Genomic DNA, 24,561 nt, shown 5'->3' with positions numbered 1-24,561 from the left:
CTGTACCCGCCTTACTTAAACTGTTTGAGGAAGCGAAGATCGTTTTCGAAGAATGCGCGCAAATCGGTTACGCCATAGCGCAACATGGTCAGACGCTCCATCCCCATGCCAAACGCGAAACCGGAGTACACTTCCGGATCGATGCCCACGTTACGCAATACGTTAGGGTGCACCATGCCGCAGCCTAACACTTCCAGCCATTTGCCGTTTTTACCCATCACATCCACTTCTGCGGACGGTTCAGTAAACGGGAAATAGGATGGGCGGAAACGTACCTGCAAATCTTCTTCGAAGAAGTTACGCAGGAAATCGTGCAGCGTGCCTTTCAGGTTGGTAAAGCTGATGTTTTTATCCACGATCAGCCCTTCCATTTGATGGAACATCGGCGTGTGGGTTTGGTCGTAGTCGTTACGATAGACGCGGCCTGGCGCGATAATGCGGATCGGCGGCTGCTGTTTTTCCATGGTGCGAATTTGCACCCCGGACGTTTGGGTACGCAGCAAACGCGTGGCATCAAACCAGAAGGTATCATGGTCAGCGCGCGCCGGGTGATGCCCCGGAATATTTAAGGCATCGAAGTTGTAATAGGCATCTTCGATTTCCGGCCCGGTGGCAACCGAGAAACCCAATTCACCGAAGAAAGTTTCGATACGATCGATGGTGCGCGTGACCGGATGCAAACCGCCGTTTTCCATGGTGCGTCCCGGCAGGGAAACATCGATGGTTTCTTCGGCCAGACGGGCGTTCAGCACCGCCGACTCCAACGTTTGTTTGCGGACGTTCAGCGCTTCTTGCACATCCTGCTTCGCCTGGTTGATGACCGCACCCGCCGCAGGGCGTTCATCTGCGGGCAAATCGCGTAGCGATGTCATTTGCAGGGTCAAATGCCCCTTTTTGCCCAGGTATTCGACACGCACATTGTCCAGCGTCGCAATATCCTGAGCCGCGTCTATGGCTGTTCTGGCATTCGCTACCAGCTCTGCGAGATGTGGCATTGCATTCCTCTTCTTCTGCCTGTATGGCCAGTTATCATGATTAGAACCAAACGCAAACAAAAAAGCCTCCCGGCGGGAGGCTTCAAGCGCTATTTTTCGTTTCTTTTCTTACGCGCAAAGCCTCCTGAGATCAGGTGCTAAAGTAAAAAAAGAAACGGAAAATAGCAGTAGTCATACTTGCGTTACCTTAATGTCAATACGCTTGCGCGTCACCAGTGTCGATGTTTATCGCCAATAGCATTACTGGCGGACACGTTTACGGTAAAAATGTTACTACCAACAGTACTGTCTTATTGGAAATCGGCGCGAATAAAAAGTCAATCACAACCGTTATGGATATCGCTCACTGTGACAGTCAGGACACACTGGCGTCTCCCTAAACGAAAAGAGGGAGCAGCGCTCCCTCTTTCCACTGGCTTACGCCAGGGCTGCTTTCGCTTTTTCAACCAGTGCAGAGAATGCCACTTTGTCGAATACGGCGATATCAGCCAGGATCTTACGGTCGATTTCAACAGAGGCTTTTTTCAGGCCATTGATGAATTTGCTGTAAGACAAGCCATTTTGGCGAGCTGCTGCATTGATACGTGCAATCCACAGCTGGCGGAATTGACGTTTACGTTGACGACGGTCGCGGTAAGCGTACTGACCAGCTTTGATTACTGCCTGGAAGGCAACACGATAAACGCGCGAACGGGCACCGTAGTAACCTTTCGCTTGTTTCAGAATTTTCTTGTGACGTGCACGAGCAACCACACCACGTTTTACGCGAGCCATATGCTCTCTCCTAAAGTCTTATTCTTGATTCAAAAAGGTTACTTATGCGTACGGCAGACATGCGATAACGAGGCCCAGATCTCCTTTGGAGACCATACCCTTCGGACGCAGATGACGTTTACGTTTAGTCGCTTTTTTGGTCAGAATATGACGCAGGTTAGCATGCTTACGCTTAAAACCACCTTTGGCGGTCTTTTTAAAGCGTTTAGCGGCGCCACGTACTGTTTTGATTTTTGGCATGTTAATTTCCACTTCGCATTGTTGATATAACGAATCAGCTAAGGCGAACAAAACCCGCGCGATGCGGACACCGCACGGGTTCTATTACTTGAATGCCTTACTGTTTCTTCTTCGGTGCGAGCACCATGATCATCTGGCGGCCTTCGATCTTCGTAGGGAAGGATTCGACCACTGCCAGTTCACTCAGATCGTCACGAACGCGGTTAAGCACTTCGATACCAATCTGTTGGTGCGCCATTTCACGTCCACGAAAACGCAGAGTGATTTTGGCCTTGTCACCGTCTTCCAGAAAGCGAATCAGGTTGCGTAGTTTGACCTGATAGTCGCCATCATCGGTACCAGGACGGAATTTGATTTCCTTAACCTGGATAACTTTCTGTTTCTTCTTCTGTTCCTTGGTGGCCTTACTCTTCTCGTAGAGGAACTTGCCGTAATCCATGATTCGGCAAACCGGCGGCTCGGCGTTAGGACTGATTTCAACTAAATCAACACCTGCTTCCTCGGCTTTCTCTAACGCTTCATTCAGACTGACAATGCCAATCTGCTCGCCATCGACGCCTGTTAGACGTACCTCTTGCGCGCGAATTTCTCTATTGATGCGATTAGGACGCGCCGGTTGAACTCGTTTTCCGCCTTTTATACCTTATTCCTCCAACTGATGAAGACTACGGCTGCGAATTTCTTGTTGCAGCTGCTTGATCACTTCGTTAACGTCGATGCTTCCCAAATCTTTGCCGCGACGGGTGCGAACGGCCACTTTGCCCGCTTCCACCTCTTTATCACCGCAAACAAGCATATAGGGAACACGTCGTAAAGTGTGCTCGCGGATTTTAAAGCCTATTTTCTCATTTCTCAAGTCCGCTTTTACACGAATGCCTGCATCTTGCAGTTTTCGTGTCAATTCACTGACATATTCGGACTGTCCGTCGGTGATATTCATCACCACAGCTTGCACCGGTGCCAACCAGGTTGGGAAGAATCCGGCGAACTCCTCGGTAAGAATACCGATGAAGCGCTCCATGGACCCCAAGATGGCGCGGTGAATCATCACCGGCACCTGACGCTCGTTGCTTTCGCCCACATAAGAGGCGTTTAAACGGCCCGGCAGTGAAAAGTCGAGCTGCACCGTACCACATTGCCAGGCGCGATCCAAACAATCGTGCAAAGTAAATTCAATTTTCGGACCATAGAACGCCCCTTCACCCGGCTGATAATCAAACGGAATGTCGTTCTCGGTCAGCGCCGCCGCCAAATCGTGCTCAGCGCGATCCCACATCTCATCGCTGCCGATGCGCTTTTCAGGGCGAGTGGAAAGTTTAACCACAATTTTTTCAAAGCCGAAGGTGCTGTACATGTCGTACACCATCTTGATGCAGCTATTCACTTCGGCACGCACCTGTTCTTCGGTACAGAAGATATGGGCGTCATCCTGCGTAAACCCGCGCACACGCATCAACCCGTGCAGGGAGCCCGACGGTTCGTTACGGTGGCAGCTGCCGAATTCGGCCATGCGCAGCGGCAAATCACGGTATGATTTCAAACCCTGATTAAAGATCTGCACATGCCCCGGGCAGTTCATCGGCTTGATGCAATATTCCCGGTTCTCTGACGAGGTGGTGAACATGGCTTCTTTGTAGTTTTCCCAGTGCCCGGTTTTTTCCCACAGCACGCGGTCCATCATAAAGGGCCCTTTCACTTCCTGATACTGGTACTCTTTGAGCTTCATGCGCACAAAGGCTTCCAGTTCGCGGAATACCGTCCAGCCGTCGTTGTGCCAGAACACCATGCCCGGCGCTTCTTCCTGCATATGGTACAGGTCGAGCTGTTTGCCGATTTTGCGGTGATCGCGCTTGGAGGCTTCTTCCAGACGCTGCAAATAGGCACCCAACTGCTTTTTATCTGCCCAGGCGGTACCGTAGATACGCTGCAACATTTTGTTTTTGCTGTCGCCGCGCCAGTAGGCACCCGAGGTTTTCTGCAATTTGAAATGGTGGCAGAAACGCATATTGGGCACATGCGGACCACGGCACATGTCGACATATTCTTCGTGGTGATACAGGCCGGGACGATCGTCGTGGCTGATGTTCTCATCCAGAATGGCGACCTTATAGGTCTCGCCGCGCGCGGCGAAGGCATCACGCGCTTCCTGCCAACTGACCTTTTTCTTGATGACGTCGTAATCTTTGTCGGCCAGCTCATGCATGCGCTTTTCAAGCAGATCGATATCTTCCTGCGTCAGCGTGCGATCCAAATCAACGTCATAGTAAAAACCATTATCAATGACCGGGCCGATCGCCATTTTGGTATCCGGCCACAGTTGCTTGATGGCGTGTCCCAACAGATGCGCACAAGAGTGGCGCAGGATCTCCAGCCCCTCTTGGTCCTTGGCGGTAATAATCGCCAATTGCGCATCAGAGTCGATCAGATCGCTGGCATCAACCAGTTCACCGTTGACCCGGCCCGCGATACAGGCTTTCGCCAGACCCGGACCAATATCCAGTGCCACATCAAGAGGAGAAACGGCACGATCGTATTGACGCTGACTTCCATCAGGAAGCGTAATAACAGGCATTCTAGTTCCCTTATTCGCAGTGGTGACCCGCACGAAAGATCACATACGAAAATGAATTCATTTAGTTTTCAAAACATTGTGTAACCATCTAACCAACCGTCGTTAAATTGGTACACCTGGCACAAAAATCAAAATCCCACGAGGCGTGGGATGAGTGACAAACTTTATGCTACCACCATTAGCGGGCATGAACCAGTCACTTACCGCGTCCGTTAGCGTGTGGAATAACCGCATTTTTCCCGCTCACCGATACCCGTTTGTCTTACCGATCACAAATTGCCCTACAATTATCATGGTCATGACGTCGTTTTGTTAAGCAGAACACTTTATTTAACTAAAGTCAGCGGTAACCTTCCTCCACTATTGGTGCCTGAAATTGGCCCCAACAGACAGATTCCTTTGCACATTTACGCACACATACACTGATAAGAATATCGAGGATGAAACCATGAAAATGAAGTTCATACCCATTGTTGTGGCGAGCCTTTTCGCTGTGGGTGTCCACGCTGCCGATGGCGCCATCAAAGACGGGACATACCGCGCTGAAACCGTCAATTTCGACGATAAAGGGTGGAAACCGTTTGTAGAAGTGACCTACAAAGACGGGAAGATTGCCGCCGTAAAATTTGACTACAACAGCCAGAAAGATGGTCATCTGAAAACCAGCGATGTGGAATACAACAAGAAGATGAAGGCGGCAAGCGGCACCAATCCTAACGAGTATACGGTTAAACTCGCTCAAGGGTTGGTCGAGAAGCAAAATCCGGAAGGCGTGGATGGCGTGACCGGTGCCACGCACTCCAGCGAAGATTTTATCGTGTTGGCGAATGCGGCCGTTGCCAATGCAAAAGCAGGCAAAACCGACGTAGCAAAAGTCGAGTAACCCCTCACAACGCCTCATCGCCGGTATCGACATTATGCCACCGGCGATGAAGCGAGAACCCGCTTAATTCTGCTATTCTTTCACGCCATGCGCCAGCATTTCTGCCGCTTTACGACGTAGTGACAGGTAAAAACCCAACCAGATAATGCCGACCCACACCGGGATTAACAGCACAGAAATACGGATACCCGGCGTCATCAGCATGATGACCAGAATGGCTGCCAGGAAAAGCAAGCACAGGTAGTTACCATAAGGATAGAAAATCGCCTTGAAATGGGTCACCACGCCGTGCTGATCCATCGCGTGACGGAAACGCAGATGCGCCACACAAATCATGATCCAGTTAATCACCAGCGTTGATACCACCAGCGCCATCAGAAGCTCAAAGGCCTTGCCCGGCATCACATAGTTAATCAGCACACCCAAGGAGGTCGCCAGCGCGGAAAGCGCAATAGAACGGACCGGGACACCACGGCCGTTGACGCGTGACAACCAACGCGGCGCATTTCCCTGAGTCGCCAGGCCAAACAGCATGCGACTGTTGCAGTACACACCACTGTTGTATACCGACAATGCCGCAGTCAACACCACCAGATTCAACACATTGGCGATAGCGTTACTGTCTAGCGCATGGAAAATCATCACAAACGGGCTGCCGCCGCTGACCACGTTCTGCCACGGATAGAGTGACAGCAGGATACCAAGCGAGCCAATATAAAAGATCAGAATGCGGTAGACCACCTGATTGGTCGCTTGCGGAATGGAACGCTTGGGATCGGCGGCTTCAGCGGCAGTGATCCCGACCAACTCCAGCCCGCCGAATGAGAACATGATCACCGCCATCGCCATCACCAGGCTATTGACGCCGTGGGGGAAAAAGCCGCCATGCTGCCACAGATTGCGTACTGTCGCCTGCTCTCCGCCCTGCCCGCTGAGCAGTAACCAGGCACCAAAGCCAATCATGCCAAGGATTGCCAGGACTTTGATGATGGCGAACCAGAATTCGGTTTCACCATACACCTTCACATTCACCAGGTTGAGCGCATTGATCAGTATAAAAAATACCGCTGCCGATACCCAGGTGGGCACATCAGGCCACCAATATTGAATGTAGATCCCGACGGCAGTCAGTTCAGCCATGCCCACCAGGATAAACATTGCCCAGTAGTTCCAGCCTGCAAGGAAACCGGCAAAGCTGCCCCAATATTTATAGGCAAAATGGCTGAACGACCCAGCAACCGGCTCTTCAACCACCATTTCGCCCAACTGGCGCATGATCAGGAAGGCAATAATGCCCGCGACACCGTATCCCAACAGTACGGATGGCCCCGCCATCTGAATGGTCTGCGATATCCCTAAAAACAGCCCCGTCCCTATCGCACCGCCGAGGGCGATTAATTGAATATGGCGATTCTTCAATCCCCGTTTTAACACCAGCTCACTCTCTACCGCCATGTTGTGTTCACTTTTCCATTTGCTGTTTTTGATTATTGTACGCACGCCGTCACGTTTGCCACGTGCGCTATATTGTTGCGTGCGCTATGTAGAAGCAATGCAAACGAGCGCCGAACCGTTGCAATCCGCCTTAGCGTTCGGGAATAACGTTGAACGCATCAAATTCTGGCGCGGGTGCAGCCGCCGGGTGCAACAGGGTTTCAGGCTCAGGCGGTGTGATAACCGCAGTGGCAGGTGCTAGCGATTGGAGCAGCGCGGTTTGAAGACGCTGCTGTTCCAAAATTTCTTGCAGCAGGCGGATCTTTTCATTGGCACGGACACTGGCGCGATTGACAAAAAACCAAACCAGCGCGGCAAACAGTACCATCAACATGATAAAAACAATCTGTAAAATATTCACAACAACCCCAGCTCATCCTCTCAACCCAAGCATATCCGGGTCATACTATCACTTCGTAGCCGCCCACGCCTATTACATCCTGCTCATGAACCGCCTTTCAACCGAGACTGCCTGATATCGGCCAGCGATTGGATCTGTTTTCCTTCAGTATCGAAGTTACCCGGTGCCAGCCAATCGATAAAATCCAACTTGCGCTGTGGCCACTCATTATCCAGCAGGGAGAACCAGGCGGTATCACGCGTACGCCCTTTATAAACAATAGCCTGACGGAAAATGCCCTCAAAGGTAAACCCCAAACGCAAAGCAGCGCGACGCGACGGCGCATTCAGGCTATCGCATTTCCACTCATAGCGACGATAGTTGAGCTGTTCGAAGACATAGCCCATCAGCAAAAAATGCGCTTCTGTCGCAAGTGGCGTACGTTTTAACGCCGAAGAAAAAGCGACAGAGCCAACTTCGATAACGCCGTGGTTTACATCAACGCGCATTAACGAGAACGTCCCCACCGCGTTATCGGTGAGTGTGTCGATAACCACATAGCATTGGCTATCCTGTTGCTGCTCTGCTGTGGTCAGATAAGCACGGAACGCATCCTTGTCACCAAACGGGCCAACAAACATATAGGTCCAATCACGGCCATCTGGCGCAGCGGCGTATGCCGCATAAAGCGCATCGAGGTGCTGTGCCACGTTCAATGGCTCAATCCGACAAAAACGCCCGGTGAGCGTGATACCCCCTGGGAATGCCCGTGCTGACCATAAAGGAAGCGCTGCGCCGACAGGCTGCCCATAGCGGTTCAGGTGCTCAGCCATTATTCTCGTCCTCCATATGTTAAAAAACCCACCGTCAGGCAGGCTTTTTGAAAAGAAACCGTTTGTTCAGCACAAGACGGTTCAGAACGGATAGTCGTGATAACCCATCTGCTCAGAGATGTTTTTTGCTGCGTGATGCAACATGGCAACATATTCGTGCATGCTCTCTTCAGCGAAGCGAATGGTAGGGAATGAAATACTCAATCCGGCAATCACCACGCCGAAACGGTCAAAGACAGGCACAGCAATACAGCGCAAGCCTTCTTCCTGTTCTTCCTTGTCTTCCCCATACCCTTGCACACGTACGGTATCAAGCAGAGGCAACAACTCCTCAGCGCTACCCACCGTATGCGGCGTGCTGCGGGTGAATTCCACTTTGCTCAGAATTTCAACCACTTCGTCACGATCGCGCCATGCCAGCAGCACTTTACCAATGGCGGTACTGTGCAGTGGGTTGCGACGACCAATGCGAGAATACATACGCAGGTTGTACATGGAATCGATCTTGTGAATATAAACGATACCATCTTCATCCAACGCACCGAGGTGGATAGTTTCTTTCGTCAGCGTGGACAATTCGCGCATCTGAATATCAGCACTACGGATCAAATCTACGTTTTGCAACGCCTTGGCGCCCAGTTCGAACAACTTGAGCGTTAATGAATATTTCTCGGATTCGCCTTCCTGCGCGACATATCCCAAGGACTTCATCGTTTGCAAAAAACGGTACACTGTACTTTTAGACATCATGACGCGCTGAGAGAGTTCCGTAATACCGATCTCTCTTTCCTCACCTAATGCCTGCAAAATACCAAAAACTTTCAAAACGGACGACACGGAATCGGGCTGTTTATCTAAATCTGCAATAGCCATTTTTTTGGGTACCCTACTCAGTTTTTTTTGTTTTAAAAAAAATAGAACGATGGTTTTAGTATAAAGGGAACACGCTGATTATGGCAATGGAACAATAACGATAATCAAGGGACTTGCTTATTATTAAAGTTATTATACCCGTCATACTTCACACTACAGTCGCGTTAGCGACGCTCGCTTGCCCGAATCACTTATCTCTGCAAGCTAATCGGACCTCGTTCGCACGCTGGCAACTTTACTGTAACGCGAAATAGTCAGGGATTATTCTATTCATCACCGATAGCTCGGTGATGAATAGAAGAAACCCCATTCCGTTGCCGGGATGGGGTTCTGGGCTTACTTCCAAACTGAATCAGGTACGGCGGCAAGATAAAGGGCTGGTTTGCCATCCACATCCGAGGTAAACAGGATGCGTTTATTATCCGGCGTGAAGGACGGGTGCGGGTGCGTTACCTGACGGTCGCCTTCCAACACTTTCCACGATGTGTTGTGCTGCGCAACGCGGTGTTCTTTACCGGTTTGCAGGTTGAACACATACAGGAACGGATCGTTTTCGATTTTGTAACCGCCGTCATCTTGTACATCAACCGGTGCATCGGAACCGTCACCGACCAACAGCGTGCCATCATAGTTACTCATCAGGTGAGAACATGGCGGCATCACGCGCAGTTGCGTATCTTCCAGCGTAACCGGGTTGATGCTGCGGATATAACGGTTGGTGTCATCTTTCAGGTAGGACACATAGATCATGGCAGAGCCATCCGGTACCCAGAATTCGTGCGTGCAGCTTTCACCTTCCGCATGCTCTTTGACTTTACGCATGTTGCTGCCGTCTTCATTGATGAACCACATACGGGCATCAACCAGGTCGTGCGGACCTTCATGACAGAACGCGACGGTGTTGTCGTCGCCCGGACGATAAATCGGGTGACCCAGCCAGCGTTTTTCTTGCAGAATAGTTTGCGCTTCGCCGGTTTTCAGATCGATACGGATCAGGCGGCAGCACGGGTTGGTGAAATAGAACTCCTGGAATTTTTTCCAGTCAGTCAGCGGCTGCCAGTCTTCTTTCTTGATCTCGATCCCCACCATCTTGGTGCAATCGGAGTTGGCAACCCAGGTACCGTAACCTACCCACTCATCCGGTACTTGATAAATCGTGGTTTCTTCCAGGGTGTTCAGATCGACACGCATCAGGTTGCGGGTGTTCTTCACATAATACAACGCGTCATCTTCAGGAGACATGAAACCACCGAAAGTGTTGTCGCCCTTGCCTTCCGTCAGCTGTGTGGCTTCCTGCGTGTTCAGATCCAGCAGGTAGTAGTTCCAGGGACCATCAAACGCGCCGCCAAACAACAGTTTGCTTCCATCATTGGAGAAGCACTTCTGGTAGAAATAGTTGCGATGGCAAATAACATCGGGAGGCGTTAAACGCACCACTTCGGTGCCGGTTGCTGCGTCTTGATAGGTATGAAACGAGAGGGGAATCTTTTTGCCTTTGGCCATCGTAAATCCTTAGAACATATCGAAAAGAATACGGCTAGCACCAGCAGATGACACAAGTCTTGCGACTTACAGCCACCCTGATGCGATAGATCTGTAATACCAGCATTATAGAAACAATGTTTCATTTTTCCGTGATCACGGTTTTATTTTATGAAACATTCTCCTGATTTTCATCCCCTGTTTTCCCAGTAAAAAAGGAATTTATGCTATCAAGACAGAGGTATAGAGGATAACACGTTATTGCAGACAGGGAGCCCGTAATGGACTCCCTGTTGTGGAATGGTTTGTTTTTGCGGAAGTTTTATTTCAGATAAGCACCGCTGCGCAGCGCTTCGATGCGTTTATCCAACGGCGGGTGCGACATAAATAACTCACTGAAAGATTTTGATTTGCCGTTGATGCAAAACGCCATCATGCTGCCTTGTTCCTGGGGTTCGTAGCTGGTTTTCAAACGCTGCAACGCGGCAATCATCTTCTCACGGCCCACCAGTTTCGCCGATCCGGCATCCGCATGGAATTCGCGGTAGCGGGAGAACCACATGGTGATAATGCTGGCCAGAATACCAAACACCAGTTCCAGCACCGTCGCCACGGCAAAATAGACCAGCGGGTTACCGTTGCTGCTTTCACCTTCGTCGCGGTTGCCAGAAAGGAAACCGGATGCCACCTGAGCGATCAGGCGCGAAATGAAGATAACAAAGGTGTTCACAATGCCTTGTATCAGCGTCATGGTGACCATATCACCGTTCGCCACGTGGCTGATTTCGTGGGCAATGACCGCTTCGGCTTCATCACGGCTCATGTTTTGCAGCAAACCGGTACTGACCGCCACCAGCGACGCATCACGCCGTGCACCGGTCGCGAAGGCGTTGATATCAGGCGCGTGATAAATAGCAACCTGCGGCATCGCAATGCCCGCCTGCTGCGATTGCGCCCGCACGGTTTCAAGCAACCAACGCTCCGTTTCATTACGCGGCTGCTCGATCACTTCACCGCCCACCGAGCGCAGAGCCATCCATTTGGACATCAGCAGTGAAACGAACGCACCACCAAAGCCAAACAGGCCAGCCATGATCATAAGCCCCTGGACACTGCTGGACCGAATTCCCGTCAGGCTGAGAACCAGCCCGAAAACCAACATCACCGCCAGGTTGGTGATCAGGAAAAGCGCAATACGCATCATAACAGTCTGATTTCCTCTCTAAAGGGATTAACGTCATTCACAACACGATGGTATGGGTTATCACGCCGTTTTCAAGCATTCTTAATCTTCCTATCGCTAAAACGACATAACTTTACATTTTGCAACAACCTTGCCCGCATCAACGCGTCACGCAAGCGTTCAGCCGCTGACAACGCCCGTCGCATACCCGTGAACGCGCGCCATAAAAAAGCCCCCGGGTACAACCCAGGGGCTCTGCATAATAAGGCATTTGTGTCGTTAGTACAGCGTATTATCCGCGAGCATGCGCCACTGTTGCTGGCATATCGGGCTGTGTGCGGGTGTACTTGGGCGGTTTGATCCACAGCGCAATCAGCAGCGATAGCACCGACAGTACCGCAATCGCAATAAATGTGGCGTGAAAACCACCCAGCCGTGCCGCAATGAAAGAGCCAGACAGTGCACCGATACCAAATCCCTGATAGATGACGCCATAGTTTTTACTGTGATGTTGCAGACCGAAGAAGTCGCCGACAATCGCCGGGAACACGGTGATATTGCCGCCAAAACAGAAGGCAATGGCACTGACACAGATGAAAAACAGCACCGGTGACAGCGGCAGGAAGGCCATAACCGTTACCGCCAGTGCGGTAACCAGCAGCGTCCCGCTGACGACACGCAGGCGACCGACCTTATCTGACATGGCTCCCAGTACAATGCGCCCTACCGTGTTGAAAATAGCGATGGCTGACACGGCGTTAGCCGCCATTTGTCTGTCCATACCGGCCATTTCCACACCGATATCTTTTACCACGCCAATCAGATACAAGCCGCTCATACACGCCGTGAAGAAGATCACAAACAGCAGATAGGCTTCTTTGGTGCCCAGCATTTCGCTCAGGGTAAAATCACGCGTACCGTAGGTGATTGCCGTTTTTCCATTGGCAGCATGCGTTGGCGGCTCTTTCAGCAACGTGCTACCCAGTCCGATCATGATCATCGCCATCAGTCCCCAATAGAAAAAGGCATGCGATGCCCCCACTTCTGCGATCAGAAAGCTGTTGATGTATTTGAATATCAGGCTCCCGGTACCAAATGCTCCCACAGAAATACCGGCAATCAACCCTTTGCGTTCAGGGAACCATTTGATCAGGTTAGACAGCGTGGTGATATACGCGGTGCCATCGGCAAAGCCAACCACCACGCCCATCAGCAAGTACATCCCCAGCAAGGAGGTCACGCCTGAACTTGCCATTAACCCCAGGCCCAGCACGATACCGGCGCATAACGTTAAGCGCCGGATGCCAATACGCTCCTGCAATTTACCGGCAAACAGCGTCGCAAACGCCAGACTGAAACTGGTGATGGAAAACGTCGTTGCCACGGCGCTGAGTGACCAGCCAAAAATGTCGACCAGCGGTTGGTTAAACAGACTCCAGGTGTAAATAGTTCCCAGCCCCATTTGCGCGATGATCGTACCCAGTACGATCTGGCCGCGACGTGTTGGTTTGGCATTCATAGGCCGACCTCTTAGTAAAACGGTTCCCTGAAGGAACATCAAAGAAGGTAAGCAAAATGGGCAATGGTGCCTGCACCCTGGACCACCCGCTTACGTGTTGGGGCCAGTCTACAAGCGGCATGAGGTGAAAAGATCGAATCGGGAATGAGATGCCGTCAGAACGGAATGAAATGCCGTTACAGACGCATCAATGCACGGAAGGTTTTTACCTTACTGCGACTCACGGGCACTTCAAATTCCAACTCGTGCAACCGCAGGATGTAGGTGTTATTAAACCAGGGAACGATTTCGCGGATTTTCGTCAGGTTGACGCAGTAAGAACGGTGGCAGCGAAAGAACACCGCTTCCGGTAACCGGCTACAAAATTCTGTAATGTTCATCGGCATGACAAACGTTTCACGCCGGGTATAGACCAACGTCACTTTTTCCTGCGCAGCGGCGTAATAGATTTGATTGATGTCGGTAACAATAATGCGCTCATCTTTCATCAGGTTGATGGTGTGTTGCCCATTGCGCGGCGCAGTAGTGGCACTGGTGTTTTCCAGCGCCGGGGTGGATTGCCGTAGCTGCCAGGCATTTTCCAGCTTTTGCAGCATGGTGACGATGCGCGCCTCATGATAGGGCTTGAGGATATAGTCAAAGGCATCCACTTCAAAGGCTTCAACCGCGTGTTCTTTATACGCGGTGATAAATATGATGTACGGCTTTTGCGCAAACTTGCTGATGTTTTGCGCGAGAAACACGCCGTTGAGCGATGGAATGTTGATATCAAGAAAAATGGCATCTACATCGTTCTGTTGCAGGTATTTCAGCACATCCATGCCATCGTCAAACGTCGCTACGATCTCGATGTCACTGTGCTGGCGAATCAGATAATTGAGTTCTTCCTGCGCCAGGAATTCGTCTTCAACAATAATGGCTTTCACCGCTTATCTCCTGTGACCAGCGCGGCCATCACATTATTTTCTGGCACCATACGCGCAGCGTCGGCCACGCGAGGGATATAAAAGACAATTTCCGTGCCCGGCTCCAATCTGCGAATGTGCAGACCATCGCCGTAAAGCAAGCGCACACGGTGATGCACGTTAAGCAGGCCGATTTTATTACCGGGTACCTCATTGCGCGCCACACGCTCAATCGTTTGCTGATCGATACCGTGCCCGGTATCGGTGACGGCCACGCGCAACCGTTCCCCCTGATCCTTTACCGCTATCACCACCGTGCCCTTGCCGCGGCAGGGCTGAATGCCGTGCACAATGGCATTTTCCACCAGAGGCTGAATCAACAGACTGGGAATTTGATAGGCCAGATCGTCGTCAATGTCATAAATCACCGTGAGCTTGGCACCAAAGCGCGCCTGCTCAATGGCAATATAATCACGAATCTGGTAAAGCTCTTTTTTCACATCAATCAACGCGTCGTCGTTCAACTCAAGGTTGTAACGCAGATAGCGTGACAAATTGATCACCAACTGACGTGCGGTATCGGGATTAATACGGATCGACGATGAAATGGCATTTAACGCATTAAAGAGAAAGTGAGGGTTAATTTTACTCTGCAAGGCTCTCAGTTCCGCCTTATTGGCCATATCGCGCAGTTGCTCGGTGCGCGAAACCTCGATCTGGGTTGACATCAGCTGTGACAAACCAACGGCCATCACCTGCAAGGAATAAGTGATTCTGTGCGCATGGCGATAATAAATTTTGAGCGTACCCGTCACCTGTCCATGCTCAAGCAACGGAATAACAATCATCGAATGGATTTCCGGCGTCAGATGTTGTTCATCGTTATTTTTAATGATTATTTTGCCGTCGTGAATCACCTGCTGGGTCATCGGACTAATAATGTCATGACCAATATTGTATTTTTCTTCCCCGACGCCGACATAGGCCAGAATATGCTGCGTATTGGTCATTGCCACCGCATCGGCATTGATCTCGGTGCGAATAATACGACAGATCGCTGCCAGTGAATGGCTGTTGATATTGCGAAAATAAGGCAGCGTTTTATGGGCAATATCCAATGCCAGTTTCGCTTGTCGTGCGGCGATCACCTCTTTTTCATTCGCCACACTCTGCACCAGCAACACAATCAGCCCAATGCAGACAGAACCGGTAATCATCGGCACCGCAATCTTGGAGACGATATCCAATCCCAGCGCCGTCGGCGTGGCCCACAGCACTACCAGCAGCATCGTCAGCGACTCGCACATCATGCCGCCAAAAATACCGATGCTCCACTGTTTCTCTTTCTTCACCTTGCGATTGATGTAGCCTGCGGTAATGCCCGCAATAATGCTGGTTATCAGACACGGGACAGAAGTGATTCCATTGATATCAATCAGATAGCGGTGCACACCGGCAACGGTACCGGTAGCGATACCCACCCACGGGCCAAACAGAATCCCGCCCGACATCACGGCAATCACCCTGACGTTCACCAGGGAGCCTTCGACGTTGATACCCGAATAGGTGCCAAACAGCGCAAACAAGGAGAAGATAGCGGTGACCGCTGCGCGCTCGCGTAGGGAGTGATCTTCTTTTTGCAGTAATTGACGGAATTGCCGCGTTCGCGTTAAAAAAAACAGGCAAATCAACATTAACGCGGCGCGTTCAAACACTGCCAGTAACATTTCGAAGATTTCGTGCACAACCCATCCCACATCTCACGCAGCACAAGCCCACCACTATAAAAAAAATGTGATCTATATTCCATTTTTTGTTTAGGGTGGCGGGCTGAATAACGGAGATATAGGGTGTTAGCGGGATTCCGAGGCCATCTGGGCGCGTAACTGCTGAGTAAAATCCTCTGCCATCATCGGGTGACCAAACAGGTATCCCTGCGCCTCTTCACAGCCTTTATTGCGCAGGCGCTCGCATTGCTCCATGGTCTCTACGCCTTCGGCAATGACGTTAAGGCCAAAGCTTTTGCCTAAATAAAGAATGGCACGCACGATCGCCGCATCCGGCGGAGAATCGCACATGGCGCGCACAAAGGTCTGATCGATTTTGAGCCGGGTTACCGGATAATTCTTCAACATGCTCAACGAGGCATAGCCGGTGCCATAATCATCAAAAGCAATACCAATCCCCGCATCCCGCAGCACTTTCAACGGCTGCAACATGTTTTCGTCATAGCGCAAGATGATGTTTTCCGTAATTTCCAACTCCAGCGAACCCGCATCAAGCCCGGTGCGCGCCAGCACCTGCTCGATCTTTTGCGCCAGGGTGCCAGAACGGAACTGGGCGCTGAACAAATTAATACTGATACGGAAATTTTTGGCCCCGGCTTCACACCACTCCGCCGCTTGACGACACGCGGTTTCAACAACCCAGTCGCCGATACGTTCAGCCCAAGGGCCGCGTTCCAGCGCCGCTAAAAACGCGCCGGGCCCCAGTAACCCTTTTTGCGGATGCCGCCAGCGTAATAATGCCTCGGCGCCGATAATTTCATTGGTGATCAAATTGACTTGAGGTTGATAAAAAACTTCAAATTCACTCTGCTCGTAGGCGCGGATGAACTCGAGTTGAAATGCGTGCTTGGCTTGAAAGATTTCGCGCATTTCGCGCGTAAAGAAACGGTGGCAGTTGCGCCCTTCCGCTTTCGCCTGATAGAGCGCCAAATCGGCGCTGGTCAGCAAATCCTGTGCAGTGATGCCATGCATCGGGTAAAGCACCATGCCAACGCTGGCACTGATGTTGATCTGGTGTTCCTCCACGATCATCGCCTGCGAAATTTCCTGGATAATGCGCTCCGCTGTCTCGGCCGCGAGTTTGAAATCACTGACGCCGGGCAGCAACACGGCAAATTCGTCGCCGCCCATCCGCGCCACGAGATCCCCTGCGCGCACGCTGGACTGTATCTTCTTCGCGACGCTGACCAGTATTTCATCACCCCGAGCGTGCCCAAGGCTGTCGTTCACATCTTTGAAGCCGTCCAGATCGACCATCATGACACAGATGGCCGGTTCATCTTTCAACGCCTGCTCCAGACTGGAGGTCAATAGCGTTCGGTTTGCCAACCCTGTCAGCGGGTCCATGTGCGCCAATAAAAACAAGCGCTCTTCATTGCGTCGCCGCTCAGTGATATCGCGCAGAATAGCCCCGTAGCTTACCGTAAAGTCATCTGCCCACATGGAGACAGAAAGTTCTACCGGAATCAGGGCACCACTGCGACTTTGAACGTTCAGCTCAACGGTGACACCTTTGATGAGCGCTTCCTTGTCACTCACCACGGCGTTGAATTTTTCGATAAAAGCCTTGGGAACAATCGTATCGATGTTATTGCCAGTAATTTGCGCACGAGAATATTCGAGCATTTTCTCCGCTGACGCATTCCAAAATGTGATAATTCCCTTATCATTCACACAGATAATTGAGTCTGGTGAGGTGTTGGCAATATTCTCAAAGCGAACCTGACTGGCGTTTCGCGCCAATTCAAGTCGCCGCATTTCCAGTCTGTCCATTACCAGTGCGGCTAAATCCTGCATGTTATGTTCGTCTCGGGCGCTCAGCGTACGCCGGGGTTTAAGGTCAATGATGCACAATGTCCCAATAGCATAACCTGATAGCGTGCGTAACGGTATCCCCGCATAGAAACGGATATGGGGCGTTCCGGTCACCATGGGATTATCTTTAAAGCGCGCATCGAGTCGGGCATCGGGAATGACCATGATCTTGCGCCGCAAAATGGCATGTGCGCAAAAAGAGGCTTCACGCGACGTTTCACAAACCGATATCCCCAAGCCAGCAGCCAGTAACTGACGCTGTTCTTCAATCAGGGATACCAGCACGATGGGGACGTTAAATACATTTGCTGCCAAATTGAGCAAATTATTCAAACCGGGATCGCTAAGACCATGATCGATGCCATATTCGCTCAGGGCAGCCAAGCGTTTTGCCTCATCTTTTAGTCTTGGTGCCTGGCTCATACAGTGCCCTCTACGCTACCGATGTTCATAACTTTGAGATAATGATGCAGTGCCTGGCTAACAGGTGCAGATAAAACACGCGTTTTCAATTCACAAGGATACGGGAAATCGTGAGCCATCCAACATTCAAGCCACACTCTGCTTGCTGATTGCCTACCCTGTTGCTAAACGTTGGTTAGCAAAACCTTGTTTTCAAGCGTAGCAGAAATGCCTAAAAATCTGTTCACGTATTAATAGTATGGCTGCGTTTTGTTTGCTCCGTTGCAGAAACCAACAAAATTAAGAAACATCGCATGCCCTTGGCAACGTTGGCATCCGTGAGGCGTGATTAGCATCACACCACGGGGTGTGACTCAAGGTATTGGTCTTACCTTTGATGAGGGGCGCAGCGATTGTCGGTACAGAGGAGAACGCTTAATAATAATAGCACGTAACCTATTTCTTAGGCGCTACGTCACTATCAGCATTAGCCGATATATTGCGCCATAGATAGAAAATATTCGCTATTTTATTTATCTCATCCCTGAGCAATGTCGTTATTATGCGGGGAAATAACTAATAGAGTACTCTGGCGTATCATTCTTGGCATTAATGGTTAAGTTCCACTCACCCGTATAAGGTACGGTGAAATAGACCTCATCTTCAGCACTAATGCTAATACTGTTGTTTTGCACCACCTCCGGTGTGGTAGGCAATTCCGGTGTAGAATCGCTCATATGAATATCAAACGTATTAGAACACCGTACAATTACCGTATCACCACCAAACAGGTTAAGGCATGTGCGAATAACCGACATATTTCCTCCGCAGCATAACGCAACGTTATACCTTGCTCAAATCAGTTTATATTAATGGGACCATTTTCCCTACGACGGGATTTTCATAACACCAAAAAGCGGGTCCGTCGATTGTGATTTAGATCAAGGTTTGCTCACGTTTTTACTGTCGGTCATACCGATTAGAATCGCACATAAAACATCTTATAAATGGCAATATTATTGCCATTCCATGGACGCATTTTAATTACATCAGCGCAACACTTTGCGCTGTGGTTACACCAATTCAGATAAACCTTGTGTATTTTTAAAAGCAAACGCATCCCCGATTCGTTGACGCGTGGACAACGTCAGAAATCCGGGCAATGGTTTTGCCACCTTATTCCCGGGAACACCAGTGTTATACTGTTGCACTTCGCTATTGCCACCGTGCAGCAAAATGGTCCGCAAAAGTTGTTGTTCCGCACTGTCCAGCGAACGTCCCGGTACACTGACACTTGACGCTTGTGGCATCACGCCGGTGTCATGTTGATGCATTTTCACTGCTTCACGTTTGATTTCTGCATCCAGCATACCGGTTCTGTCTTTACCACTCTTACAGTTCCAGCACGGCATAGCGCCAATTTCATTGGCGAGTAGAGCAACACGCAAAGCCGCTTTATAGGGTTCGCCACCATCACGATGATGCGTTTTATTGGCCCAAATCGCTTTTAACTGCTGGCTTAGCGTTCTGACTTTTTGTGCGTTTTCTGCCGTCGGATGTTGAGCTAAATAGTCACCCACCCATCCTTTTGGCGGTGCGGTCACGCTTAAATCATTGCCGAGCAGCGTTTTCAGCGCCGCTTCGTTATAACCATCTGCCTGTTTCCACCCCATATTGCCGATAAGCGCAAACTCGTTGACACCAAAGTTGAATGCCGCAACGTTGAGATTTACCGAAGCGTGATAACTATTACCCTGCGCATCCCTTAACGGAACCTGTAACGGTTGCTGTTGACTCAACATCGCCCACGCCTGCATCTGGTCATCCATCATCTCTTTCTCCGCCCCGATACCGCCGGTAACCAATGATGTTGATGCCAGATTCAGCCCCACCGTTTTTCCTTGTTCAGCGTCGCGCAGCAGCTCAGGGCGAGCGAAAAGCGCAGCGGTCACTACTTCCATGGCGCGGGTTTGCGCACCGAAATAGCGCGCATCTGAATTTTTTGCCAAACCGTAAGGAGACAAAGTGCCGTGACGTATTCCGCTAAATAGCCGTTGTGTTGATCCCTTTTCACCGAGGACGCTGAATTCGGATAGCCATAAATTCGTGGCATGCGCGGTTTCCTGCGAGGAAGAGGAAGCGACCCCCTTGTCATTGTAAGGGGTATGAAAAACGTCATTTCCTCCCTGCTTCATCTGTCCGGCGGGCGTAAGCTTGCAGCGATAGTCCACATTGTTGTGTTGAAAGCGGGTATCAACCGTTTCCCATTTCCGGGTGTTTAGCACCTCGCGCAAACCCGTTGCAAAGGCTTGTTTAGCGTGCGTTCTTGCCTCTTTTTCGGGAAAGCCTTGCTTGATAAACTCTCTTGTCAACCCGTCTATCAATAGGGGTTTTAGGGTTTTCGCTTCCTGCAAATCCTGTTTGGTGAGCGCTCTGTTTTCCGCATGCAGTTTCTGACGCGTCTGATCCAGCAGTGCCGAGGGATCGCGCCCCAATGCCAACATTGCGCTAGTGGCTGCGCTGAGAAAATGCCCTTCTAAGACGCTCAGCGTTTCTGTTGTACGGGAAGTATTAACGGCTTCATGTTGACGTTCAACATTCGAGCGCCCTGCTGCCTGATAATGTTTAACGCGCCGCGCCACAGTGCCTGTAAAGGTTTTCTTTTTGTCAGCCGCGGCGTGCAATGTCGGTTTCTCATTAATCTGCACCGCAGACTTAAGATGATTCGCCCACAACGTTCTATTGTCAGAGGTTACCGGCCCCTCTGTTTTAGTACTAACGTTCTGATAATGATTAACATGATACTTCTGTTGCCTGATGCCACCGAAAAAACCATTAACGCCCATAGAATAACGCCTCCGCTCATTGAGCGATAACGTTACTGGCCCCTGATGAGATTAACTACTACTAAACGCCCAATTCAACGGCGATAGCGATTACACGCTGATGAGGATGATCATTTCTGGGTTGCTGGAGGGTAGCCTACTGATAAATCGATAACTGCTTCATCCCTGAAGGTAATTCCCTTAGCAAATAGCGCGATGCCAGGCATGAAGGAAAGCAGAGTGCCGCTGCAATCTTCACATCACTCGACCAGCGTTTGAGATTTATAGATGCTCCGGTAATGCTCTAACCGAGCTTCAAAATAGGCTCTTTTTTCCGGTGGGATTTTCAAGGCGATTGTATCTGCGCATATTTCGCGCTTCTGGCTTTCCATAAAGGCGACTGTCGATGCAGCAAAATCTGCATACTTGTCACTGTATTCGAGAATCATCTTTTCAAAATTAATCATACCAACAGATCCTCCCTTGTGGTCAGCACCATGCTGTATTAAAAATATACAACACCCTGTGCAAAACACGCTGTAAGCGACACAGAAAAACATTGCACTGGATCACAAAGCGAGCAGTCAATTTTCCTATCACGGGATATGCAGGTAACGCTGGATGGCACGCTCCGAAATGCCGTATAGTTTGTCTTTGCTGACAAGTATAGAGGACATACGTGGTGTTGCGGCATTCAGTCACATCCTCCAGAATTCGTGCGCTCGGTTACGACTCCGATAAGCGCTTATTGGAAATCGCCTTTCATAACGGTGAGATTTATCAATACCTAGATGTTCCGGAACGCATTTATAAAAAATACATTTCCGATGCAGTGGTTTCAAAAGGCCGGTTTTTCGATGGGGTGATAAAAGGGAAATTTTTATGCCGCCGATTGGCCTAATCTGACCGTGGGCGTTTTTCAGTGACAGTGATTCGGGGTAACAAAAATGCAAACGGGAGCTACGCTCCCGTTTGTTGGTTAACGCTGTTACTCACCAGGCAAAGGCCTGGCGAATGACAATTACGGCTGCTTACCGATGTAAGCCAGGATGCCGCCGTCAACGTACAGAATGTGACCATTCACGAAATCAGACGCATTAGATGCCAGGAATACAGCAGGTCCTTTCAGATCGTCGGTCGTGCCCCAGCGTGCAGCGGGCGTTTTTGCGATGATGAATTGGTCAAACGGATGACGAGAGCCATCAGCCTGAATTTCACGCAACGGTGCAGTTTGCGGCGTAGCGATGTAGCCAGGGCCAATACCGTTACATTGAATGTTGGCTTCACCAAATTCAGAACAGATATTTTTGGTCAGCATTTTCAGGCCGCCTTTTGCCGCAGCATAGCCAGCGACAGTTTCACGACCCAGTTCGCTCATCATAGAGCAGATGTTAATGATTTTGCCGTGGCCTTTTTTGATCATTGACGGCAAAACAGCCTTGGAAACGATGAAAGGCGCGTTCAAGTCAACATCGATCACTTTACGGAAATCAGACACTTCCATTTCAAGCATCGGCGTGCGTTGAATGATACCGGCATTGTTGACCAGAATATCAATCACACCCACTTCTTCTTCGATTTTCTTGACGGTTGCGTTTACCGCAGCTTCATCAGTTACGTCAAAGACATAACCGTGCGCTTTCAGACCAGCGTCTTTATAAGCGGCCAGGCCTTTTTCGATCGAGTCTTGTTTGATATCGTTAAAAACGATTGTCGCCCCAGCTTCGCCCAATGCGCTGGCAATGGCAAAACCAATACCGTAAGAGGCCCCTGTGACCAGAGCCACTTTACCTTCAAGAGAAAACTGCTGCTGATAATTACTCATTTAACCATTCCCATATCGATTTAGCGAAGAGATTAAGAGCGATATGATTCACATCATCGCATCTCTGTAATCGCCCCTTCATACTTCCGTCATCTGATACCGATCAACCAGAAGCGCGGCGCTTACTGTGAGGCTACTGCGTTAGAACAACGTAATCATATCCAGTCCTAGGGTCATAAAATACCACACGCCCCACAAAAACGAAACATTGTTTCATTTTAGAAGCAACGATATTTTGTGAAAAAGCTATGGAGATCAAATTTTATAGCGCGTTGTTCCGCATGACCGTACCCTGTCACCCGTTTACGCTACCTGACGTTGCAGGCTGCAACATCAATAAAACCAGCGCGCCATCGAAGAGATTCGTAAAGAAAATGCAAATTGGCAAATTGATGAATGAAATCGCTGGATAAGCGGAAGACCTTACCTCTATCATATAGCCAGTGTGAATGAGGAGTGCGCCGTTTCCTGAAACCTTCAGGTCAGGCAGCTTGCTGGAGTGAGGACATCCCCCAGGTATCAGGGTTTTCGTCCCAGTGTGCCGCTTACAGAAAGTCTGTTTCTTTATGCGATACATCCCTTTTTTTTGTATAGTGCGTATAGGAACATCATGAGTTCAAGCGTTCGTTTTTGTCCTGCCTTTTTTCATCCTCGCTACTGGTTAACCTGGTTTGGCGTTACGGTACTTTTCCTTCTAGTCCAACTGCCCTACCCCGTGCTTATTCGCCTGGGTGCCCTCTGTGGCAGATTGTCACGGCCATTTCTTAAACGAAGAGAAACCATCGCGCGCAGGAACCTTAAACTTTGCTTCCCAACGCTAAATGATGAAGAGCAAGAAAGACTGATTGCCGGTAACTTTTCGTCGTTGGGGATGGCGCTGGTGGAAACCGGGATTGCCTGGTTTTGGCCCAACGAGCGCATTCGTAAACTGGTTGACGTGCAAGGATTACACAACCTCCAGCGCGCTCAAGAGAACAAACGCGGCGTAATGGCGGTTGGCGTGCATTTTATGTCGTTGGAGCTGGGTGGCCGTGCTATGGGCCAGTACCAACCGATGATGGCGATGTATCGCCCGCACAATAATCGCCTGTTGGAATGGGTGCAGACCAAAGGCAGAATGCGTTCCAACAAAGCGATGATCGATCGCCGAAACCTGAAAGCCATGGTTGCCGCCCTGCGCCAAGGGGAAGCCGTCTGGTTTGCTCCCGATCAGGATTACGGCCCGAAAGGCAGCACCTTTGCGCCCTTCTTTGCCGTCAGCGATGTGGCAACCACCAACGGAACATACGTGCTTTCTCGTTTGTCCGGTGCAGCGATGCTGACCATCACGCTTATCAGAAAGCCTGACCTTACTGGCTATACGTTAATCATCGAGCCCGAATTGCTGGATTACCCGAAAGACGATGAATTTGCGGCAGCAACCTACATCAACAAGGTCATTGAGCGGGAAATATTGCGTGCCCCTGAGCAGTATCTCTGGGTTCATCGGCGCTTCAAAACGCGACCGCAAGGCGAAAAATCACTGTATATATAAATGATACTGCCAAGGAAATAAGGAGAAAGACCAATGAGTAAAATCACAATGATAATGATTGGTGTGGCTATCGTTGTGGGCGCTGGCAGCTATCTGGGATGGTGGTAGCAGAATCCACAGAGGGAAAAGGCGAGCAGTTTTTTCTGCCCACTACATAATTCCTTGTCTTTAAACCCAAATCAGCCCAGCGGTTACCGCTGGGCTGATTTGGGTAGCATGGACGTTGGAAGCATTGATCAATGCTGTTTTTTATATCCTGGTTGCGCACCTGTCCGGCATG

23 protein-coding genes and 1 other annotated feature are annotated in these 24,561 nt (G+C 50.2%); of the genes, 3 read left to right on the top strand and 20 right to left on the bottom strand.

The window, feature by feature from the left end:
* Positions 1-11 precede the first annotated feature (11 nt).
* From pheS to thrS, 6 genes are all read right to left on the bottom strand, one after another.
* Complete coding sequence (gene pheS, locus J5067_RS03605; protein WP_264642493.1) at positions 12-995, bottom strand: phenylalanine--tRNA ligase subunit alpha; 984 nt, start codon at positions 993-995, stop codon at positions 12-14.
* 55 nt (positions 996-1,050) lie between these two features.
* Positions 1,051-1,175 (bottom strand) — a sequence feature (Phe leader region).
* Positions 1,126-1,170 carry a pheST operon leader peptide PheM gene (gene pheM, locus J5067_RS03600; RefSeq protein WP_195313495.1) on the bottom strand — a complete coding sequence of 15 codons (45 nt, stop codon included), beginning with the start codon at positions 1,168-1,170 and terminating at the stop codon, positions 1,126-1,128. It overlaps the preceding feature by 45 nt.
* Before the next feature lie 237 nt (positions 1,176-1,412).
* Positions 1,413-1,769 carry a 50S ribosomal protein L20 gene (gene rplT / locus J5067_RS03595; RefSeq protein WP_009112987.1) on the bottom strand — a complete coding sequence of 119 codons (357 nt, stop codon included), beginning with the start codon at positions 1,767-1,769 and terminating at the stop codon, positions 1,413-1,415.
* Positions 1,770-1,811: 42 nt separating this feature from the next.
* Positions 1,812-2,009, bottom strand: coding sequence for a 50S ribosomal protein L35 (gene rpmI / locus J5067_RS03590; RefSeq protein ID WP_222160781.1), 198 nt, complete (start codon positions 2,007-2,009; stop codon positions 1,812-1,814).
* 97 nt (positions 2,010-2,106) lie between these two features.
* A complete protein-coding gene (gene infC / locus J5067_RS03585; RefSeq protein ID WP_222161056.1) occupies positions 2,107-2,649 on the bottom strand; it encodes a translation initiation factor IF-3 in 543 nt (180 codons plus the stop codon).
* 3 nt (positions 2,650-2,652) lie between these two features.
* A complete protein-coding gene (thrS, locus tag J5067_RS03580; RefSeq protein WP_264642492.1) occupies positions 2,653-4,581 on the bottom strand; it encodes a threonine--tRNA ligase in 1,929 nt (642 codons plus the stop codon).
* 448 nt (positions 4,582-5,029) lie between these two features.
* Between thrS and J5067_RS03575 the strand changes: the two genes are divergently transcribed.
* Positions 5,030-5,464 carry an FMN-binding protein gene (locus J5067_RS03575; protein ID WP_264650452.1) on the top strand — a complete coding sequence of 145 codons (435 nt, stop codon included), beginning with the start codon at positions 5,030-5,032 and terminating at the stop codon, positions 5,462-5,464.
* Positions 5,465-5,536: 72 nt separating this feature from the next.
* Here J5067_RS03575 and J5067_RS03570 read toward each other — a convergent pair whose 3' ends face one another.
* The 13 genes from J5067_RS03570 to J5067_RS03510 form a co-directional block, all read right to left on the bottom strand.
* Positions 5,537-6,919 carry an amino acid permease gene (locus J5067_RS03570; protein WP_264650839.1) on the bottom strand — a complete coding sequence of 461 codons (1,383 nt, stop codon included), beginning with the start codon at positions 6,917-6,919 and terminating at the stop codon, positions 5,537-5,539.
* Between the two features lie 130 nt (positions 6,920-7,049).
* The gene (locus tag J5067_RS03565) at positions 7,050-7,292 is read right to left on the bottom strand and encodes a YebO family protein (RefSeq protein WP_264643711.1); all 243 of its coding nucleotides are present in this window, start codon (positions 7,290-7,292) and stop codon (positions 7,050-7,052) included.
* 110 nt (positions 7,293-7,402) lie between these two features.
* Positions 7,403-8,131 (bottom strand): GNAT family N-acetyltransferase, encoded by a 729-nt coding sequence (locus J5067_RS03560; protein ID WP_264650451.1) that lies wholly within the window; start codon positions 8,129-8,131, stop codon positions 7,403-7,405.
* 81 nt (positions 8,132-8,212) lie between these two features.
* On the bottom strand, positions 8,213-9,004 hold the full coding sequence (gene kdgR, locus J5067_RS03555; RefSeq protein ID WP_264650450.1) for a DNA-binding transcriptional regulator KdgR: 792 nt from the start codon (positions 9,002-9,004) through the stop codon (positions 8,213-8,215).
* 336 nt (positions 9,005-9,340) lie between these two features.
* Positions 9,341-10,507 (bottom strand): oligogalacturonate lyase, encoded by a 1,167-nt coding sequence (ogl, locus tag J5067_RS03550; protein ID WP_264625495.1) that lies wholly within the window; start codon positions 10,505-10,507, stop codon positions 9,341-9,343.
* 301 nt (positions 10,508-10,808) lie between these two features.
* Complete coding sequence (gene htpX / locus J5067_RS03545; protein ID WP_264650449.1) at positions 10,809-11,690, bottom strand: protease HtpX; 882 nt, start codon at positions 11,688-11,690, stop codon at positions 10,809-10,811.
* Between the two features lie 271 nt (positions 11,691-11,961).
* Positions 11,962-13,188: an OFA family MFS transporter gene (locus tag J5067_RS03540; RefSeq protein WP_264650448.1), complete on the bottom strand. Its 1,227-nt coding sequence runs from the start codon at positions 13,186-13,188 to the stop codon at positions 11,962-11,964.
* A 176-nt stretch (positions 13,189-13,364) separates the two neighbouring features.
* Complete coding sequence (locus tag J5067_RS03535; protein WP_264650447.1) at positions 13,365-14,114, bottom strand: LytTR family DNA-binding domain-containing protein; 750 nt, start codon at positions 14,112-14,114, stop codon at positions 13,365-13,367.
* On the bottom strand, positions 14,111-15,838 hold the full coding sequence (locus J5067_RS03530; protein WP_264650446.1) for a sensor histidine kinase: 1,728 nt from the start codon (positions 15,836-15,838) through the stop codon (positions 14,111-14,113). Before J5067_RS03530 ends, J5067_RS03535 begins: the two co-directional genes overlap by 4 nt.
* Before the next feature lie 108 nt (positions 15,839-15,946).
* Positions 15,947-18,118 carry a bifunctional diguanylate cyclase/phosphodiesterase gene (locus J5067_RS03525; protein WP_264650445.1) on the bottom strand — a complete coding sequence of 724 codons (2,172 nt, stop codon included), beginning with the start codon at positions 18,116-18,118 and terminating at the stop codon, positions 15,947-15,949.
* A 539-nt stretch (positions 18,119-18,657) separates the two neighbouring features.
* Complete coding sequence (locus J5067_RS03520) at positions 18,658-18,915, bottom strand: hypothetical protein (protein WP_264650444.1); 258 nt, start codon at positions 18,913-18,915, stop codon at positions 18,658-18,660.
* 255 nt (positions 18,916-19,170) lie between these two features.
* Positions 19,171-20,943, bottom strand: a complete 1,773-nt coding sequence (locus J5067_RS03515) for an inositol phosphate phosphatase SopB (protein ID WP_264650443.1) — start codon at positions 20,941-20,943, stop codon at positions 19,171-19,173.
* A gap of 239 nt (positions 20,944-21,182) precedes the next feature.
* A complete protein-coding gene (locus tag J5067_RS03510) occupies positions 21,183-21,389 on the bottom strand; it encodes a DNA polymerase III subunit theta (RefSeq protein ID WP_264642478.1) in 207 nt (68 codons plus the stop codon).
* A gap of 215 nt (positions 21,390-21,604) precedes the next feature.
* On the opposite strand from J5067_RS03510, the gene J5067_RS03505 reads away from it, so the two are divergent.
* Positions 21,605-21,823 carry a KTSC domain-containing protein gene (locus J5067_RS03505; protein WP_264642477.1) on the top strand — a complete coding sequence of 73 codons (219 nt, stop codon included), beginning with the start codon at positions 21,605-21,607 and terminating at the stop codon, positions 21,821-21,823.
* Between the two features lie 120 nt (positions 21,824-21,943).
* Here the strand turns inward: J5067_RS03505 and J5067_RS03500 are convergent, their stop codons facing one another.
* Positions 21,944-22,747, bottom strand: coding sequence for a gluconate 5-dehydrogenase (locus tag J5067_RS03500; protein WP_264642476.1), 804 nt, complete (start codon positions 22,745-22,747; stop codon positions 21,944-21,946).
* A 610-nt stretch (positions 22,748-23,357) separates the two neighbouring features.
* On the opposite strand from J5067_RS03500, the gene lpxP reads away from it, so the two are divergent.
* A complete protein-coding gene (gene lpxP, locus J5067_RS03495; RefSeq protein WP_264650442.1) occupies positions 23,358-24,281 on the top strand; it encodes a kdo(2)-lipid IV(A) palmitoleoyltransferase in 924 nt (307 codons plus the stop codon).
* The last annotated feature ends 280 nt before the right edge of the window (positions 24,282-24,561 follow it).

It is taken from the genome of Candidatus Symbiopectobacterium sp. NZEC151, assembly GCF_025962655.1.
GTDB lineage: Bacteria > Pseudomonadota > Gammaproteobacteria > Enterobacterales > Enterobacteriaceae > Symbiopectobacterium.
The sequence above is the reverse complement of the archived record's forward strand: the minus strand, read 5'-3'. Positions and strand labels throughout refer to the sequence as shown.

Excerpts from the sequence above, each read along its gene's own strand:
- pheS (WP_264642493.1), bottom strand. The coding sequence starts at position 995 with ATGCCACATCTCGCAGAGCTGGTAGCGAATGCCAGAACAGCCATAGAC.
- rplT (WP_009112987.1), bottom strand. The coding sequence starts at position 1,769 with ATGGCTCGCGTAAAACGTGGTGTGGTTGCTCGTGCACGTCACAAGAAA.
- rpmI (WP_222160781.1), bottom strand. The coding sequence starts at position 2,009 with ATGCCAAAAATCAAAACAGTACGTGGCGCCGCTAAACGCTTTAAAAAG.
- thrS (WP_264642492.1), bottom strand. The coding sequence starts at position 4,581 with ATGCCTGTTATTACGCTTCCTGATGGAAGTCAGCGTCAATACGATCGT.
- J5067_RS03575 (WP_264650452.1), top strand. The coding sequence starts at position 5,030 with ATGAAAATGAAGTTCATACCCATTGTTGTGGCGAGCCTTTTCGCTGTG.
- J5067_RS03570 (WP_264650839.1), bottom strand. The coding sequence starts at position 6,919 with ATGGCGGTAGAGAGTGAGCTGGTGTTAAAACGGGGATTGAAGAATCGC.
- J5067_RS03565 (WP_264643711.1), bottom strand. The coding sequence starts at position 7,292 with ATGTTGATGGTACTGTTTGCCGCGCTGGTTTGGTTTTTTGTCAATCGC.
- J5067_RS03560 (WP_264650451.1), bottom strand. The coding sequence starts at position 8,131 with ATGGCTGAGCACCTGAACCGCTATGGGCAGCCTGTCGGCGCAGCGCTT.
- kdgR (WP_264650450.1), bottom strand. The coding sequence starts at position 9,004 with ATGGCTATTGCAGATTTAGATAAACAGCCCGATTCCGTGTCGTCCGTT.
- ogl (WP_264625495.1), bottom strand. The coding sequence starts at position 10,507 with ATGGCCAAAGGCAAAAAGATTCCCCTCTCGTTTCATACCTATCAAGAC.
- htpX (WP_264650449.1), bottom strand. The coding sequence starts at position 11,690 with ATGATGCGTATTGCGCTTTTCCTGATCACCAACCTGGCGGTGATGTTG.
- J5067_RS03540 (WP_264650448.1), bottom strand. The coding sequence starts at position 13,188 with ATGAATGCCAAACCAACACGTCGCGGCCAGATCGTACTGGGTACGATC.
- J5067_RS03525 (WP_264650445.1), bottom strand. The coding sequence starts at position 18,118 with ATGAGCCAGGCACCAAGACTAAAAGATGAGGCAAAACGCTTGGCTGCC.
- J5067_RS03520 (WP_264650444.1), bottom strand. The coding sequence starts at position 18,915 with ATGTCGGTTATTCGCACATGCCTTAACCTGTTTGGTGGTGATACGGTA.
- J5067_RS03515 (WP_264650443.1), bottom strand. The coding sequence starts at position 20,943 with ATGGGCGTTAATGGTTTTTTCGGTGGCATCAGGCAACAGAAGTATCAT.
- J5067_RS03510 (WP_264642478.1), bottom strand. The coding sequence starts at position 21,389 with ATGATTAATTTTGAAAAGATGATTCTCGAATACAGTGACAAGTATGCA.
- J5067_RS03500 (WP_264642476.1), bottom strand. The coding sequence starts at position 22,747 with ATGAGTAATTATCAGCAGCAGTTTTCTCTTGAAGGTAAAGTGGCTCTG.
- lpxP (WP_264650442.1), top strand. The coding sequence starts at position 23,358 with ATGAGTTCAAGCGTTCGTTTTTGTCCTGCCTTTTTTCATCCTCGCTAC.